Consider the following 14498-nt stretch of genomic DNA (forward strand, 5'->3'; position numbering starts at 1 on the left):
TGCTTTCAACCCTTGAGCGAGTTGAGTTCGTCCACGTTGATGTTCGACTTGTTGCGGAACAGCAGGACCAGCAGCGCAAGGCCGATGGCCGACTCGGCCGCGGCCACCGTCAGGATGAAGAACACGAAGATCTGGCCGTGCATGTCGCCCAGGTAGTACGAGAACGCCACGAAGTTCATGTTCACCGCAAGCAGCATCAGCTCGATGGCCATCAGCAGCACGATGAGGTTCTTGCGGTTCAGGAAGATGCCGATCACCGACAGCGCAAAGAGCATGGCGCCGAGCGATAGGAAGTGTCCGAGCGTGAGCGTCATGCCTTGTTTTCCTTTGCCGCAGCTGCGTCTGCGGGTGCTTCCACCACGGGTTCGGCGGCGCGCGTGACCGGCATCTGCACGATGCGCACGCGGTCCCGCGCCTTCACGCGCACCTGGTCGGACGGGTTGACGTACTTGCTGTCCTTGCGGGTGCGCAGCGTGAGCGCAATGGCCGCCACGATCGCCACGAGCAGGATGACGGCCGCGATCTCCAGCGGATACAGGTACTCGGAGTACAGCAGCTTGCCGAGCTCGAGCGTGTTCGAGCCGTGGGCTGCCGCGGCGGCACCGGCGCGCGGTGCCTCCAGTCGGAAGCCACCCATCAGCACGGCGGCCATTTCGAGCGCAATCAACGCGCCCACGCCGGCAGCCAGCGGAAAGTGCTTCCAGAAGCCCTGCCGCAGGCCGTCGACGTTGATGTCCAGCATCATCACGACGAACAGGAACAACACCATCACCGCTCCCACGTAGACGAGCACCAGCGAGATCGCCAGGAACTCGGCACGCAGCAAGAGCCAGATCGCCGAAGCCTGGAAGAAGGCCAGCACCAGGTACAGCGCGGCGTACACGGGATTGCGGGCGGTGATGACGCGGAAGGCTGCGAACAGCAGCACCGCGGCAAACAGATAGAACAGACCGGTCTTGACGTCCATTGGAATTCGAATTGGTACGGGGTTCGGGCTGAGCGGGATCAGCGGTACTTGGCGTCGGCCGCCTTGTTCGCTGCAATTTCTTTTTCGTAGCGGTCGCCCACGGCCAGCAGCATGTCCTTGGTGAAGTACAGGTCGCCGCGCTTTTCGCCGTGGTATTCGAAGATGTGGGTTTCCACGATCGAATCGACCGGGCAGCTCTCTTCGCAGAAGCCGCAGAAGATGCACTTGGTCAGGTCGATGTCGTAGCGCGTGGTGCGGCGCGAGCCGTCGTCGCGCACATCGGATTCGATGGTGATGGCCAGCGCCGGGCACACGGCTTCGCAGAGCTTGCAGGCAATGCAGCGCTCTTCGCCGTTCTCATAGCGGCGCAGCGCATGCAGGCCGCGAAAGCGCGGCGACAGCGGCGTCTTCTCTTCGGGGAACTGCACCGTGATCTTGCGGGCGAAGGCGTACTTGCCGGTGATGGCCAGGCCCTTGAACAGCTCGAACAGCATGAAGCTGCCCAGGAAGTCCTTGAGCGAGAACGGCGCGGATGCGAGCTTGGAAGGGCGCGCGAGCGCGCCGGCGGTATGCGCAGCAGTCATGATGTTGGCGCTTCCAGTTATTTCCAGATGTTGAACGGGGTCTGCATCCAGGCACCGACCACGACCAGCCACACGAGCGTGACCGGAATGAAGATCTTCCAGCCGAGCCGCATGATCTGGTCATAGCGGAAGCGCGGGAAGGTGGATCGGACCCACAGGAACATGGTGACCACGCAGAAGGTCTTGGCACCGAGCCAGATCCAGCCCGGGATGAAGCTCAGGAACTCGAACGGCGGCAGCCATCCGCCGAGGAACAGCACGGTGCACAGGATCGAGACCAGCCACATGTTGGCGTACTCGGCCAGGAAGAACATCGCGAAGCTCATGCCCGAGTACTCGATCATGTGGCCCGCAACGATCTCGGACTCGCCTTCGACCACGTCGAAGGGGTGGCGGTTGGTTTCCGCCAGGCCCGAGATGAAGTAGACGACGAAGATCGGCAGCAGCGACAACCAGTTCCACGACAGGAAGCCGATGCCCATGTCGGCGAAGGTGCCCTTGCCCTGCCCCGTCACGATGTCGGTCATGTTCAGGCTGGCCGAGACCATCAGCACCACGACGAAGCAGAAGCCCATCGCGATCTCGTAGCTCACCATCTGTGCCGAGGCGCGCAGCGCGCCCAGGAAGGCGTACTTCGAGTTCGATGCCCAGCCCGCGATGATCACGCCGTAGACCTCGAGCGAGGTGATGGCCATCACGAACAGCAGGCCGGCGTTGATGTTGGCCAGCGCCACGTCGGGGCCGAAGGGAATCACGGCCCATGCGACCAGCGCCGGCATGATGGTCATGATCGGGCCGAGCAGGAACAGGCCTTTGTTGGCGACCGTCGGAAGAATGATTTCCTTGGTCATCAGCTTGAGCGCGTCGGCGATGGGCTGCAGCAGGCCCAGCGGTCCGATGCGGTTCGGTCCGATGCGGATCTGCGTGAAGCCGATCGCCTTGCGTTCCCAGAGCGTGAGGTAGGCCACGGCCCCCATCAGCGGAAGCACGACCACGATGATCTTGATCAGCGTCCAGATCACGGGCCAGGCCAGGCCCGTCCACCAGCCCGCGTGGACCAGTCCCTGGCCGAAAGCATGCACTGCGTCGATCATGCCAATGCCTCCTCGGCACGGGCCGGAGCAGCCGATGCGTTGCGCGCATCGGCGGTGAGTTGCAGCGACGGTGCGCGGCGCACGATCGAGTCGAGTTGATAGATGCTCGCAACCACGGGCGCGGGAGCGGCACCGCTCAAAGCGACGGCCTTGGCGGCGGTGGCGTTGTCCAGCGCGTTGGCCGGCACGGCGCCGTTGTCGCCGATGGTGCGCAGCACGTCAGCCGTCGATTCGAATGCAAAGCCCGGCAGGCCGAGCAGGTTGGCCAGCACGCGCAGCACCTTCCAGGCCGGACGCGTCTCGCCTTGCGGCTTCACGACGGCATGGAAGCCCTGCACGCGGCCTTCGGCATTGACGAAGGTGCCCGGCGTCTCTGTGAATGGCGCGATCGGCAGCAGCACATCGCTGAACTCGAGGTTGGCCTTGAAGGGACTCAGCGTGACGACCATCTGGGCATTGCCGATGGCGTCGGCGGCTGCGGCGCCCGCGGCCGAGTCGAACACCGGCTCGGTATTGAGCAGCAGCACGGCCTTGAGGCCCGAGCCCGCGGCCAGCATGCGGCCGGCGTCGAGGCCGCCATTCTTCGGGAACGCGCCGACGAGCTGCGCGCCCACGGTGTTGGCGGCTTCGGTCAGGTAGCCGACGGTGGCGCCGGTCTGCGCGCCGATCCAGTTGGCAAGGGCCAGCAGGCTGCTGGCCTCTGCGTGGTGGGCGGCGGCATTGCCGAGCAGGATGGCCTTGCGCTCGCCGCCGAGCAGCGAGGCCGCGATGGCTTGCGCGGCGGCGTCGGGCTCGTTCCTGGGTGCCAGCGGGGCGGTCGCGCCGTTGGTCTTGCCGATGGCGGCAGCGACGGCAGCGAGTGCCTCGACCCACTGGCCGGCCTCGACGATGGTCGACTGCGCCACGCTGATGGCCCACGCGTCGCGGTCGGCCATCAGGCCGGCCGAGGTGATCACCGACAGCGCGGCGCCCTTGCGCACGGCCTGGCGGATGCGCTGCGCGAACAGCGGATGGTCCTTGCGCAGGTTCGAACCGACGACCAGCGCGCGCTGCAGTTGCGTGAGCGATGCAATCGAGGTGCCGAGCCAGCGCACGCCTTCGAAGGCCGTGAATTCGGCATTGCGCAGGCGATAGTCGATGTTGTCGCTGCCGAGCTCACGCGTGAGCATGGCGGCCAGCTGCAGCTCTTCGAGCGTGCTGTGCGGGCTCGCGAGCGTGCCGATGCTTTGCGCACCGTGGTCGGCCTTGATCTGCTTGAGGCCATTGGCCACGTATTCGAGCGCGGTCTGCCAGTCGACCTGCTGCCACTGGCCGCCCTGCTTGAGCATGGGCTGCGTGAGGCGCTCGGGGCCGTTGAGCGCTTCGTACGAGAAGCGGTCGCGGTCGGCGATCCAGCACTCGTTGACTTCTTCGTTCTCGAGCGGCACCACGCGCATCACGCGGTTGTTCTTGACCTGGACGATCAGGTTGGAACCGGTGGAATCGTGCGGGCTCACCGACTTGCGGCGCGACAGTTCCCAGGTGCGGGCGCTGTAGCGGAACGGCTTGCTCGTGAGCGCGCCGACCGGGCAGATGTCGATCATGTTGCCCGACAGTTCGGAGTCGACCGAATCGCCGAGGAAGGTTTCGATCTCGGAGTGCTCGCCGCGCTGGGTCATGCCGAGCTCCATCACGCCGGCCACTTCCTGGCCGAAGCGGACGCAGCGCGTGCAGTGGATGCAGCGGCTCATCTCTTCCATGCTGATCAGCGGGCCGACGTCCTTGTGGAAGACGACGCGCTTTTCTTCTTCGTAGCGCGAAGAAGAGCCGCCGTAGCCCACGGCCAGGTCCTGCAGCTGGCACTCGCCGCCCTGGTCGCAGATCGGGCAATCGAGCGGGTGGTTGATCAGGAGGAACTCCATGACCGACTGCTGCGCCTTGATGGCCTTTTCGCTCTTGGTGCGAACGATCATGCCCTGCGTGACGGGCGTGGCGCAGGCCGGCATCGGCTTGGGCGCCTTTTCCACGTCGACCAGGCACATGCGGCAGTTGGCCGCGATGCTGAGCTTCTTGTGATAGCAGAAGTGCGGGATGTAGGTGCCCGCCTTGTCGGCCGCATGCATCACCATGCTGCCTTCGGTCACTTCGACCTTCTTGCCGTCGAGTTCGATTTCGATCATGAGTATGTTTCTTCTCGGCTCAGGCTTGGACCGGCGCCTTCGGGACGTAGCCCGGAACCAGGGCCTCGAACTCGTGACGGAAGTGCTTGATCATGGCGCGCACCGGCATGGCCGCCGCGTCGCCGAGCGCGCAGATCGTGCGGCCCTGGATGTTGTCGGCCACGGAGTTCAAGAGGTCCATGTCCGACGCCCTGCCCTGCCCGTTGTGGATGCGGTCCACCACGCGGTACAGCCAGCCCGTGCCTTCACGGCACGGCGTGCACTGGCCGCAGGATTCGTGCATGTAGAAGTACGAGAGGCGCCGCAGCGACTCGACCATCGACCGGCTGTCGTCCATCACGATCACCGCGCCCGAGCCCAGCATGGAGCCGGCCTTGGCGATGGAGTCGTAGTCCATCGTGCATTCCATCATGATCGAAGCCGGCAGCACCGGCGACGACGATCCGCCGGGGATCACGGCCTTGAGCGTGCGGCCCTTGCGAACGCCGCCGCACAGTTCGAGCAGCTTGGAGAACGGCGTGCCCATGGGCACTTCGTAGTTGCCCGGCAGCTCGACGTCGCCGCTCACCGAGTAGATCTTGGTGCCGCCGTTGTTCGGCTTGCCGCATTCGAGGTAGGCCTGGCCGCCGTTGTTGATGATCCAGGGCACCGCCGCGAAGGTCTCGGTGTTGTTGATGGTGGTCGGCTTGCCGTAGAGGCCGAAGCTCGCCGGGAACGGCGGCTTGAAGCGCGGCTGGCCCTTCTTGCCTTCGAGCGATTCGAGCAGCGCGGTTTCCTCGCCGCAGATGTAGGCACCGAAGCCGTGGGCCGCGTGCAACTGGAAGTTGTACGTGCTGCCCATGATCTTGTCGCCGAGATAGCCGGCGGCGCGCGCCTCTTCGAGGGCTTCCTCGAAGCGGTCGTAGCTCTGGAAGATCTCGCCGTGGATGTAGTTGTAGCCCACGCTGATGCCCATCGCATACGCGGCGATGGCCATGCCTTCGATCACGATGTGCGGGTTGAACTGCAGGATGTCGCGGTCCTTGCAGGTACCCGGCTCGCCTTCGTCGGAGTTGCAGACGAGGTACTTCTGGCCCGGGAACTGGCGGGGCATGAAGCTCCACTTCAGGCCCGTGGGGAAGCCCGCGCCGCCGCGGCCGCGCAGGCCCGAGGCCTTGACTTCGGCGATCACCTGATCGGGCGTGAGGCCCTCGGTGAGGATCTTGCGCAGCGCCTTGTAGCCACCGCGCGCCTCGTAGTCGGCCAGGCGCCAGTTGGTGCCGTTCAGGCCGGCATAGATCTGCGGCTCGATGTGGCGGTCATGGAAACAGGTCTGGACGCCCGTGGCCTGGAATTGCTGGAGCACTTGTTCGGGCGACATCAGGCGGCCTCCCCTTTGGTGGAAGCACGCAGCCCGTCGATGAGCTGGTCGAGCTTCTCGTTGCTCATGAAGCTGCACATGGTGCGGTCGTTGACCAGCATCACGGGCGAATCGGCGCAGGCGCCCAGGCATTCGCTCTGCTGCAGCGTGAACATGCCGTCGGCCGTGGTCTCGCCCATCTTGATGCCGAGCTTCTTCTCGAGGTGGACCAGCGCGGTGACGCCGTCGCGCAGCTGGCACGGCAGGTTGGTGCAAACGTTGAGCTTGAACTTGCCCACCGGATGCTGGTTGTACATGTTGTAGAAGGTCGTGACCTCGTGCACGGCGATCGGCGCCATGCCGAGGTACTCGGCGATCTCGCGCTCGCGCTGCATGCTGATGAAGCCTTCGTCCTGCTGCACGATGGCCAGGCAAGCCATCACGGCCGACTGCTTGCCGGCTTCGGGGTACTTGGCGACCTCGCGCGCAAAGCGCTCGAGAATCGCGGGCTTCAGAGGAGCGGAAGGCGCCGAGGGCGCCGTGTCATGGTGGGTCGAGGAAGTCGTCATTCGCTCTTTCTCACCTGTCGATTTCGCCGAACACGATGTCCATCGTGCCGATCACCGCGACAGCGTCGGCGATCATGTGGCCGCGCGACATTTCGTCGAGGGCGGCGAGGTGCGGGAAGCCGGGCGCGCGGATCTTCAGGCGGTACGGCTTGTTGGCGCCGTCGCTCACCAGGTAGATGCCGAACTCGCCCTTCGGGTGCTCGACGGCGGCATACGCTTCGCCTTCGGGCACATGGAAGCCTTCGGTGAAGAGCTTGAAATGGTGGATCAGCTCCTCCATGTTCGCCTTCATCGATTCGCGCGCGGGCGCGGCGACCTTGTGGTTGTCGGTGATCACCGGGCCGGGGTTGGCGCGCAGCCAGGCCGAGCACTGCTGGATGATCCTGTTGGCCTGGCGCATTTCTTCCACGCGCACGAGGTAGCGGTCGTAGCAGTCGCCGGTCTTGCCGACCGGCACGTCGAACTGCATCTGGTCGTAGACGTCGTAGGGCTGCTTCTTGCGCAGGTCCCATTCGACACCCGAGCCGCGCAGCATGGGGCCGGTGAAGCCGAGGTTCAGCGCGCGCTCCGGCGTCACGACGCCGATGCCCACGGTGCGCTGCTTCCAGATGCGGTTGTCGGTGAGCAGCGTTTCGTACTCGTCGACCATTCCGGGGAAGCGCTTGCAGAAGTCGTCGATGAAGTCGAGCAGCGAGCCCTGGCGGTTCTCGTTGAGCTTCTCGATCGCCTTCGCGTTCTTGATCTTGCTGACCTTGTACTGCGGCATCGCATCGGGCAGGTCGCGGTAGACGCCGCCCGGGCGGAAGTACGCCGCATGCATGCGCGCGCCCGACACGGCTTCGTACATGTCGAACAGGTCTTCACGCTCGCGGAAGCAGTAGATGAGCATGTTCATCGCGCCGCAATCCAGGCCGTGTGCGCCGAGCCACAAGAGGTGGTTCAGCAGCCGGGTGATCTCGGCGAACATCACGCGGATGTACTGCGCGCGGATCGGCACGTCCAGGCCCATCATCCGTTCGATGGCGAGGCAGTAGGCGTGCTCGTTGCTCATCATCGACACGTAGTCGAGACGGTCCATGTACGGCAGCGACTGGATGAAGGTGCGCGATTCGGCGAGCTTTTCGGTTGCGCGGTGCAGGAGGCCGATGTGCGGATCGGCGCGCTGGATCACTTCGCCGTCGAGCTCGAGCACCAGGCGCAGCACGCCGTGGGCGGCCGGATGCTGGGGACCGAAGTTGAGTGTGTAGTTCTTGATTTCGGCCATATCAGTGCAAACCGCTGCCGTAGTTGTCTTCGCGGATCACGCGAGGGGTAATTTCCCGCGGCTCGATCGATACCGGCTGGTAGACCACGCGCTTCTGCTCTTCGTCGTAGCGCATCTCGACGTGGCCCGACACCGGAAAGTCCTTGCGGAACGGATGGCCGATGAAGCCGTAGTCGGTCAGGATGCGGCGCAGGTCGTCGTGGCCTTCGAACACGATGCCGTAGAGGTCGAAGGCTTCGCGCTCGAACCAGGTGGCGGCGTTCCACACGGGCTGGAGCGAGTCGACCACGGGCAGGTCTTCGTTCGGCGCAAACACCTTGAGGCGCACGCGCTGGTTGAGGCTCACCGACAGCAGGTGCGTGACGACGCCATAGCGCTCGCCCTGCCACTCGCCTTCGCGGTAGTCGGAGTAGTCCATGCCGCAGAGGTCGATCAGCTGCTCGAAACGGCAGCCGGGCGCATCGCGCAGCAGCATGGCCGCCTCGATGTAGGCGTCGGCAGCAACCACTACGGTTACCTCGCCCAGTGCGAGCGTCACGCTCTTGGCGCGAGCGCCAAGCGTCTCGGCAATGGTGGCGCGCAGCACCTCCGGCGAAATTGCAAAATCAGTCATCGTCGGCAATCCCTCAGGCGCGCGCAATGGTGTTGGTGCGGCGAATCTTCTGCTGCAGCTGGATCACGCCGTAGAGCAGCGCTTCGGCGGTGGGCGGGCAACCCGGCACGTAGACATCCACCGGCACGATGCGGTCGCAGCCGCGCACCACCGAATAGCTGTAGTGGTAGTAGCCGCCGCCGTTGGCGCACGAGCCCATGGAAAGAACCCAGCGCGGCTCGGGCATCTGGTCGTAGACCTTGCGCAGTGCCGGCGCCATCTTGTTGCACAGCGTACCGGCCACGATCATCAGATCGGACTGGCGCGGGCTGGGCCGGAACAGCATGCCGAAACGGTCGATGTCGTAGCGGGCTGCGCCTGCGTGCATCATTTCGACGGCACAGCAGGCCAGACCGAAAGTCATCGGCCAAAGTGATCCGGTCTTCGCCCAATTCACCACCGAGTCGTAGGTGGTGGTGACGAAGCCTTCCTTCATGACGCCTTCAATGGCCATTTTGTCGATTCCTTGTCATTCCCAGTCGAGCGCGCCTTTTTTCCACTCGTAGGCAAAGCCCACGACGAGGATGGCGAGAAAGATCATCATGGCCCAGAAGCCGACGGCGCCGATTTCCTTGAGCGCAATGGCCCATGGAAAGAGAAAGGCAATCTCGAGATCGAACAGGATGAAGAGAATGGCGACGAGGTAATAGCGCACGTCGAATTTCATGCGCGCATCCTCGAAGGCCTCGAAGCCGCACTCGTAGGGAGCGTTCTTCGCTGCGTCGGGCCGGTTGGGACCCAGGATGTAGCCGATGACTTGCGGTGCGACACCTACACCGACACCGACCAAAATGAACAAGAGGACGGGGAGATAGGAATCGAGGTTCATCGGGAGATTTTTCACCGCTTGCCACCGGCAGGAAAACACTCTGGATGAGGTTTTCTGCCGGTGAGATTTGGTGCGGTCGGCGAGACTCGAACTCGCACAGCTTTCGCCACTACCCCCTCAAGATAGCGTGTCTACCAATTTCACCACGACCGCGGTTTTTTGTTCGGATGGCATGAGGTACCTGGAAAGGTGTTTGGCTTTCCGAACAGCTTTAGAGTTTACCCTGAAATGAAGCAGTTTCTCACCGACAGCTTCATGAAAACAACTTGATTATTTGTTCGGGATCTGGCCCGCGCCCGAAACGGGTGCGGCAGGCGCCGAAGCAGGTGCACCGGCGGGCGCCGCGCCCGAGGTGCCGCCCGGAATCTGCCCTGCCGCGCCCGAAGCGGGCGTTGCCGGCGTACCGACGGCGGCGCGTTCGAGCAGGCTGCCACCGCCCGCAGGCCGTGCGTGGCTGAAGTAGGCCAGCAGCAAGGTGCACGCAAAGAAGACCGCCGCCAGCACTGCCGTGGTGCGCGAAAGGAAATTGGCGCTGCCGCTCGCACCGAACAGGCTGCCCGCGCTGCCGCTGCCGAAGGCCGCGCCCATGTCGGCGCCCTTGCCGTGCTGGATCAGGATCAGCCCGATCATTGCAAGGGCCGACAGCATCTGCACGCCGACCAGTAGATTGAGGACCACATTCATTCGTTCTTACTCCTAATTGATGTCGGCCACTGCCCGCGTTCAGCGGGAAGCGGCGGAAATGATCTGCAAAAAGTCGGGGGCCTTGAGCGACGCGCCGCCGATCAGGCCGCCGTCGATGTCGGGCTGCGCCAAGAGCTGCGCGGCGTTGGCCGCGTTCATGCTGCCGCCATAAAGAATGCAGATGCCGGCGGCGTGCTCGCTCGCGGCATGGTGCAGCTGCGCGCGCAGCACGGCATGCACCGCCTGCGCCTGTTCCGGCGTGGCCGTCTTGCCGGTGCCGATGGCCCAGACCGGCTCGTAGGCCACCACGATCTCGCTGATGCAATGACCATTGAGGTGGATCACCGCGGCCAGCTGGCGCTTGACGATTTCTTCGGTGCGCCCTGCGTCGCGCTCGGCCAGCGTTTCGCCCACGCAGACGATCGGCGTGATGCCGTTCGCGAGCGCAGCCGCTGCCTTGGCCGCCACCGCCTCGTCGGTTTCGCCATGGTATTGGCGGCGCTCCGAATGGCCCACGATGGCATAGCGCACGCCGAAATCCTTCAGCATGGCGGCCGAATGCTCGCCCGTGAACGCACCCTGCGGATGCGCCGAGATGTCCTGGGCGCCCAGCGCCATGGCGCCGGAGCCCGCCAGCAGCGATTGCAGCTGCGCGAAATACGGGGCCGGCGCGCAAAGCGCGATGCCGCAGCTGGCCGGCGCCGCGGCCAGGCCCTGCTGGAGGGCCTTCACCAGCGCCTCGTTGGCAGCCAGGCTGCCGTTCATCTTCCAGTTGCCCGCGATCAGCTTCTTTTTCGTGGTCATCGTGTTGTTGTCCGTCACCATGTCAGCACGATCTTGCCGATGTGCTGGTTGGATTCCATCAGCGCATGCGCCTGCGCTGCGCCGCTGGGTTCGCCATCGGCCGCAAAGGTGCTGTGGATCACCGGCTTGACCGCACCGCTTTCGAGCAGCGGCCAGACCTTCTCGCGCAGCGCCTTGGCAATGGCCCCCTTGAAGGCCACTGGCCGCGGACGCAGCGTGGAGCCGGTGATCACCAGCCGCTTGCGCAGCACGAGGCCCGCATTGAAGTCGCTCTTGACGCCGCCCTGCACCGCGATGATCACGAGCCGGCCGTCTTCGGCCATGCACTCGATCTCGCGCGCCACGTAGTCGCCCGCGACCATGTCCAGGACCACGTCCACGCCCTTGCCGCCGGTGAGCTTCTTCGCCTCTTCGGCGAAGTCGCTCGTGCGGTAGTTGATGGCGTGGTCGGCGCCCAGCTTCTTGCAGGCCTCGCACTTGTCGTCGCTGCCCGCCGTGGCGATCACGGTGGCGCCCAGCGCCTTGGCAATCTGGATGGCCGTCACGCCGATGCCGCTCGTTCCGCCCTGGATCAGCAGGGTTTCGCCCTTTTGCAGGCGGCCGCGCTCGAACACGTTGCTCCAGACGGTGAAGAAAGTCTCGGGCAGCGAGGCAGCCTCGATGTCGCTCCAGCCCTTGGGCACCGGCAGGCACTGCGCCACGGGCGCCACGCACAGCTGGGCATAGCCGCCGCCCGCGATCAGCGCGCAGACGCGGTCGCCGACCTTGAAACCCGCCTCGGCCAGGGCCGCGGCGTCGCCCGACACGATCTCGCCGGCCACTTCGAGGCCCGGCAGGTCGGAGGCGCCCGGCGGAACCGGGTAGTGCCCCTTGCGCTGCAGCACGTCCGGACGGTTCACGCCGCTGGCCGCGACGCGGATCAGCAGTTCGCCCACGCCGGCCACCGGATCGGGGCGCTCCACGGCGCGCAGCACCTCGGGGGCGCCGTACGAAGTGATTTCAATGGCTTTCATGGTCTTTGGCCTGCAACGCCCGTTTCCGGGCGTGGTTAGCGAATACTGGAAAACGGGACGGCGGCGGCATGGCTGCCGCCGCGCCCTGCCTTCTTACTCTTGCGAATCGCGCGGTGCGTACGGCTGCTCGCCGACGGGTGCCGGCTGCTGCTCGTTGCTGCGCGGCTGCTGTTGCTGCTCGCTGTTGAAACGCGGAGCGCGTTCGCCGCGATCGCCACCACGGTCGCCGCGGTCCGAACGCTCGCGGCGCTCGCCGCCACGGTCACCGCGGTCGCCACGGTCTTCGCGCGGCGGACGCTCGCTGTATTCCATACCGGCCGGACGCTCGGTCAGGGCCTTCATGGACAGCTTGACGCGGCCCTTCTCGTCGGTCTCGAGCACCTTGACCTTGACGATCTGGCCTTCGCTCAGGTAGTCGGTCACCTTCTCGACGCGCTCGTGCGCGATCTGGCTGATGTGCAGCAGGCCGTCCTTGCCGGGCAACAGGTTGATGAGCGCGCCGAAGTCCAGGATCTTGGTGACCGGGCCTTCGTAGACCTTGCCGATTTCGACTTCGGCCGTGATCTGCTCGATGCGCTTCTTGGCGAATTCGGCCTTTTCGGGGTCGGTCGAGGCAATGGTGATAGTGCCGTCTTCGTCGATGTTGATCGTCGTGCCGGTTTCTTCCTGCAGGCCGCGGATGACCGCACCACCCTTGCCGATCACGTCGCGGATCTTCTCGGGGTTGATCTTCAGCGTGGTCAGGCGCGGTGCGAACTGCGACACCTCGGTCTTGGCCTCGCCCATGGCTTCCTGCATCTTGCCGAGGATGTGCATGCGCGCTTCCTTGGCCTGGGCCAGTGCGACCTGCATGATTTCCTTGGTGATGCCCTGGATCTTGATATCCATCTGCAGTGCGGTGATGCCGTTGGTCGTGCCGGCCACCTTGAAGTCCATGTCGCCCAGGTGATCTTCGTCGCCCAGGATGTCGGTCAGCACCGCAAAGCGGTTGTCTTCCTTGATGAGGCCCATGGCGATGCCGGCCACGTGGGCCTTCATCGGCACGCCGGCGTCCATCATCGAGAGGCAGCCGCCGCACACCGAGGCCATCGACGAGGAGCCGTTGGATTCGGTGATTTCAGACACCACGCGGATGGTGTAGGGGAATTCTTCCTTGGTCGGCAGCACGGCGACGAGCGCGCGCTTGGCCAGGCGGCCGTGGCCGATTTCGCGGCGCTTGGTCGAGCCCATGCGGCCCACTTCGCCGGTGGCAAAGGGAGGCATGTTGTAGTGGAACAGGAAGCGGTCTTCGTACTCGCCGGCCAGCGCGTCGATGCGCTGCGCGTCGCGTTCGGTGCCGAGCGTGGTGACGACCAGGCCCTGCGTCTCGCCGCGCGTGAACAGCGCCGAGCCGTGGGTGCGCGGCAGCACGGAGTTGCGGATCTCGATGGGGCGCACGGTGCGCGTGTCGCGGCCGTCGATGCGCGGTTCGCCCGACAGGATCTGGCTGCGGACGATCTTCGATTCGATAGCGAACAGCAGGTCGTTGACCTTGCCGGCGTCGAAGGGCTCGCCGCTTTCCTTCAGCGTGTTCATCACGCTGGCATTGGCTTCGCGCAGGGCTTGCGTGCGGGCTTGCTTGCTGCGGATCTGGTAGACGGCGCGCAGCTTTTCCTCGGCCAGGCTCTTGACCTTGGCGACGAAGGCTTCGTCTTCGGCCGGCGCTTGCCAGTCCCACACCGGCTTGCCGGCGTCGCGCACGAGTTCATGGATCGCATTGATCGCGATGTTGGCCTGCTCATGGCCGAACACCACGCCGCCCAGCATGATTTCTTCGCTGAGTTGCTGTGCTTCGGACTCGACCATCAGCACGGCGGCTTCGGTGCCGGCCACCACGAGGTCCATCTGCGAATCCTTGCGGGCGGTCTGGCCCGGATTCAGCACGTACTGGCCGTTGATGTAGCCCACGCGGGCAGCACCGATCGGGCCGCTGAACGGAATGCCGGAGATCGACAGCGCGGCGCTCACGCCGATCATGGCGGCGATGTCGGCATCGACTTCGGGGTTGAGCGACAGCGTGTGGATGACCACGTGCACTTCGTTCAGGAAGCCCTCGGGGAACAGCGGGCGGATCGGGCGGTCGATCAGGCGGCTGGTCAGGGTTTCGTGTTCGCTGGGCTTGGCTTCGCGCTTGAAGAAGCTGCCGGGGATCTTGCCCGCGGCGTAGGTCTTCTCGATGTAGTCGACGGTCAGCGGGAAGAAGTCCTGGCCCGGCTTGGCGGTCTTGGAGGCGACCACGGTCGCGAGGATCACGGTGCCGTCGATGTCGACCACCACGGCGCCGCTGGCCTGGCGGGCGATTTCACCGGTTTCCATGACGACGGTCTTGTCGCCCCATTGGAAGGACTTGGTGACTTTGTTGAAGAGGCTCATGTTTTGCTCCTGTTTTGAGAGCGGATGACCTGCATTGGGCGCAGGTTCCGCAGGGACGGAGGCTTCTCAGAACACGATGCCATTCCAGCGAAGCTCGGCGGGAACTTCATTGGAATGACACAGCTTCG

15 protein-coding genes and 1 tRNA gene are annotated in these 14498 nt (G+C 64.8%); all 16 read right to left on the reverse strand.

The window, feature by feature from the left end:
* Positions 1-5 precede the first annotated feature (5 nt).
* Positions 6-314: an NADH-quinone oxidoreductase subunit NuoK gene (gene nuoK, locus AC1DMS_RS24785; protein WP_012748597.1), complete on the reverse strand. Its 309-nt coding sequence runs from the start codon at positions 312-314 to the stop codon at positions 6-8.
* A complete protein-coding gene (locus AC1DMS_RS24790; RefSeq protein ID WP_018905854.1) occupies positions 311-967 on the reverse strand; it encodes an NADH-quinone oxidoreductase subunit J in 657 nt (218 codons plus the stop codon). The genes nuoK and AC1DMS_RS24790 overlap by 4 nt, the downstream gene beginning before the upstream one ends.
* A gap of 38 nt (positions 968-1005) precedes the next feature.
* The gene (gene nuoI, locus AC1DMS_RS24795; protein WP_012748599.1) at positions 1006-1551 is read right to left on the reverse strand and encodes an NADH-quinone oxidoreductase subunit NuoI; all 546 of its coding nucleotides are present in this window, start codon (positions 1549-1551) and stop codon (positions 1006-1008) included.
* Positions 1552-1568: 17 nt separating this feature from the next.
* Positions 1569-2645 (reverse strand): NADH-quinone oxidoreductase subunit NuoH, encoded by a 1077-nt coding sequence (nuoH, locus tag AC1DMS_RS24800; protein WP_012748600.1) that lies wholly within the window; start codon positions 2643-2645, stop codon positions 1569-1571.
* Complete coding sequence (gene nuoG / locus AC1DMS_RS24805; RefSeq protein WP_478181932.1) at positions 2642-4804, reverse strand: NADH-quinone oxidoreductase subunit NuoG; 2163 nt, start codon at positions 4802-4804, stop codon at positions 2642-2644. The genes nuoH and nuoG overlap by 4 nt, the downstream gene beginning before the upstream one ends.
* Before the next feature lie 19 nt (positions 4805-4823).
* On the reverse strand, positions 4824-6164 hold the full coding sequence (gene nuoF, locus AC1DMS_RS24810) for an NADH-quinone oxidoreductase subunit NuoF (RefSeq protein WP_027729767.1): 1341 nt from the start codon (positions 6162-6164) through the stop codon (positions 4824-4826).
* Complete coding sequence (locus tag AC1DMS_RS24815; protein ID WP_012748603.1) at positions 6164-6712, reverse strand: NADH-quinone oxidoreductase subunit NuoE family protein; 549 nt, start codon at positions 6710-6712, stop codon at positions 6164-6166. Before AC1DMS_RS24815 ends, nuoF begins: the two co-directional genes overlap by 1 nt.
* A 10-nt stretch (positions 6713-6722) precedes the next feature.
* Complete coding sequence (locus tag AC1DMS_RS24820) at positions 6723-7976, reverse strand: NADH-quinone oxidoreductase subunit D (protein WP_018905852.1); 1254 nt, start codon at positions 7974-7976, stop codon at positions 6723-6725.
* Between the two features lies 1 nt (position 7977).
* The gene (locus AC1DMS_RS24825) at positions 7978-8589 is read right to left on the reverse strand and encodes an NADH-quinone oxidoreductase subunit C (protein WP_012748605.1); all 612 of its coding nucleotides are present in this window, start codon (positions 8587-8589) and stop codon (positions 7978-7980) included.
* Between the two features lie 13 nt (positions 8590-8602).
* Complete coding sequence (locus AC1DMS_RS24830) at positions 8603-9082, reverse strand: NuoB/complex I 20 kDa subunit family protein (RefSeq protein ID WP_012748606.1); 480 nt, start codon at positions 9080-9082, stop codon at positions 8603-8605.
* A 15-nt stretch (positions 9083-9097) separates the two neighbouring features.
* On the reverse strand, positions 9098-9457 hold the full coding sequence (locus tag AC1DMS_RS24835) for an NADH-quinone oxidoreductase subunit A (RefSeq protein ID WP_012748607.1): 360 nt from the start codon (positions 9455-9457) through the stop codon (positions 9098-9100).
* A gap of 68 nt (positions 9458-9525) precedes the next feature.
* Positions 9526-9610: transfer RNA gene (locus AC1DMS_RS24840), tRNA-Leu, on the reverse strand.
* Positions 9611-9727: 117 nt separating this feature from the next.
* Positions 9728-10141 carry a preprotein translocase subunit SecG gene (gene secG / locus AC1DMS_RS24845; protein ID WP_012748608.1) on the reverse strand — a complete coding sequence of 138 codons (414 nt, stop codon included), beginning with the start codon at positions 10139-10141 and terminating at the stop codon, positions 9728-9730.
* 39 nt (positions 10142-10180) lie between these two features.
* On the reverse strand, positions 10181-10966 hold the full coding sequence (tpiA, locus tag AC1DMS_RS24850) for a triose-phosphate isomerase (protein ID WP_478181933.1): 786 nt from the start codon (positions 10964-10966) through the stop codon (positions 10181-10183).
* Entirely contained in the window at positions 10960-11958 is a 999-nt protein-coding gene (locus tag AC1DMS_RS24855) for an NAD(P)H-quinone oxidoreductase (RefSeq protein ID WP_012748610.1), read from the reverse strand. The genes tpiA and AC1DMS_RS24855 overlap by 7 nt, the downstream gene beginning before the upstream one ends.
* 93 nt (positions 11959-12051) lie before the next feature.
* Positions 12052-14370, reverse strand: coding sequence for a polyribonucleotide nucleotidyltransferase (pnp, locus tag AC1DMS_RS24860; RefSeq protein WP_012748611.1), 2319 nt, complete (start codon positions 14368-14370; stop codon positions 12052-12054).
* Positions 14371-14498: the final 128 nt, after the last annotated feature.

It is taken from the genome of Variovorax sp. 05T418 (assembly GCF_056396385.1).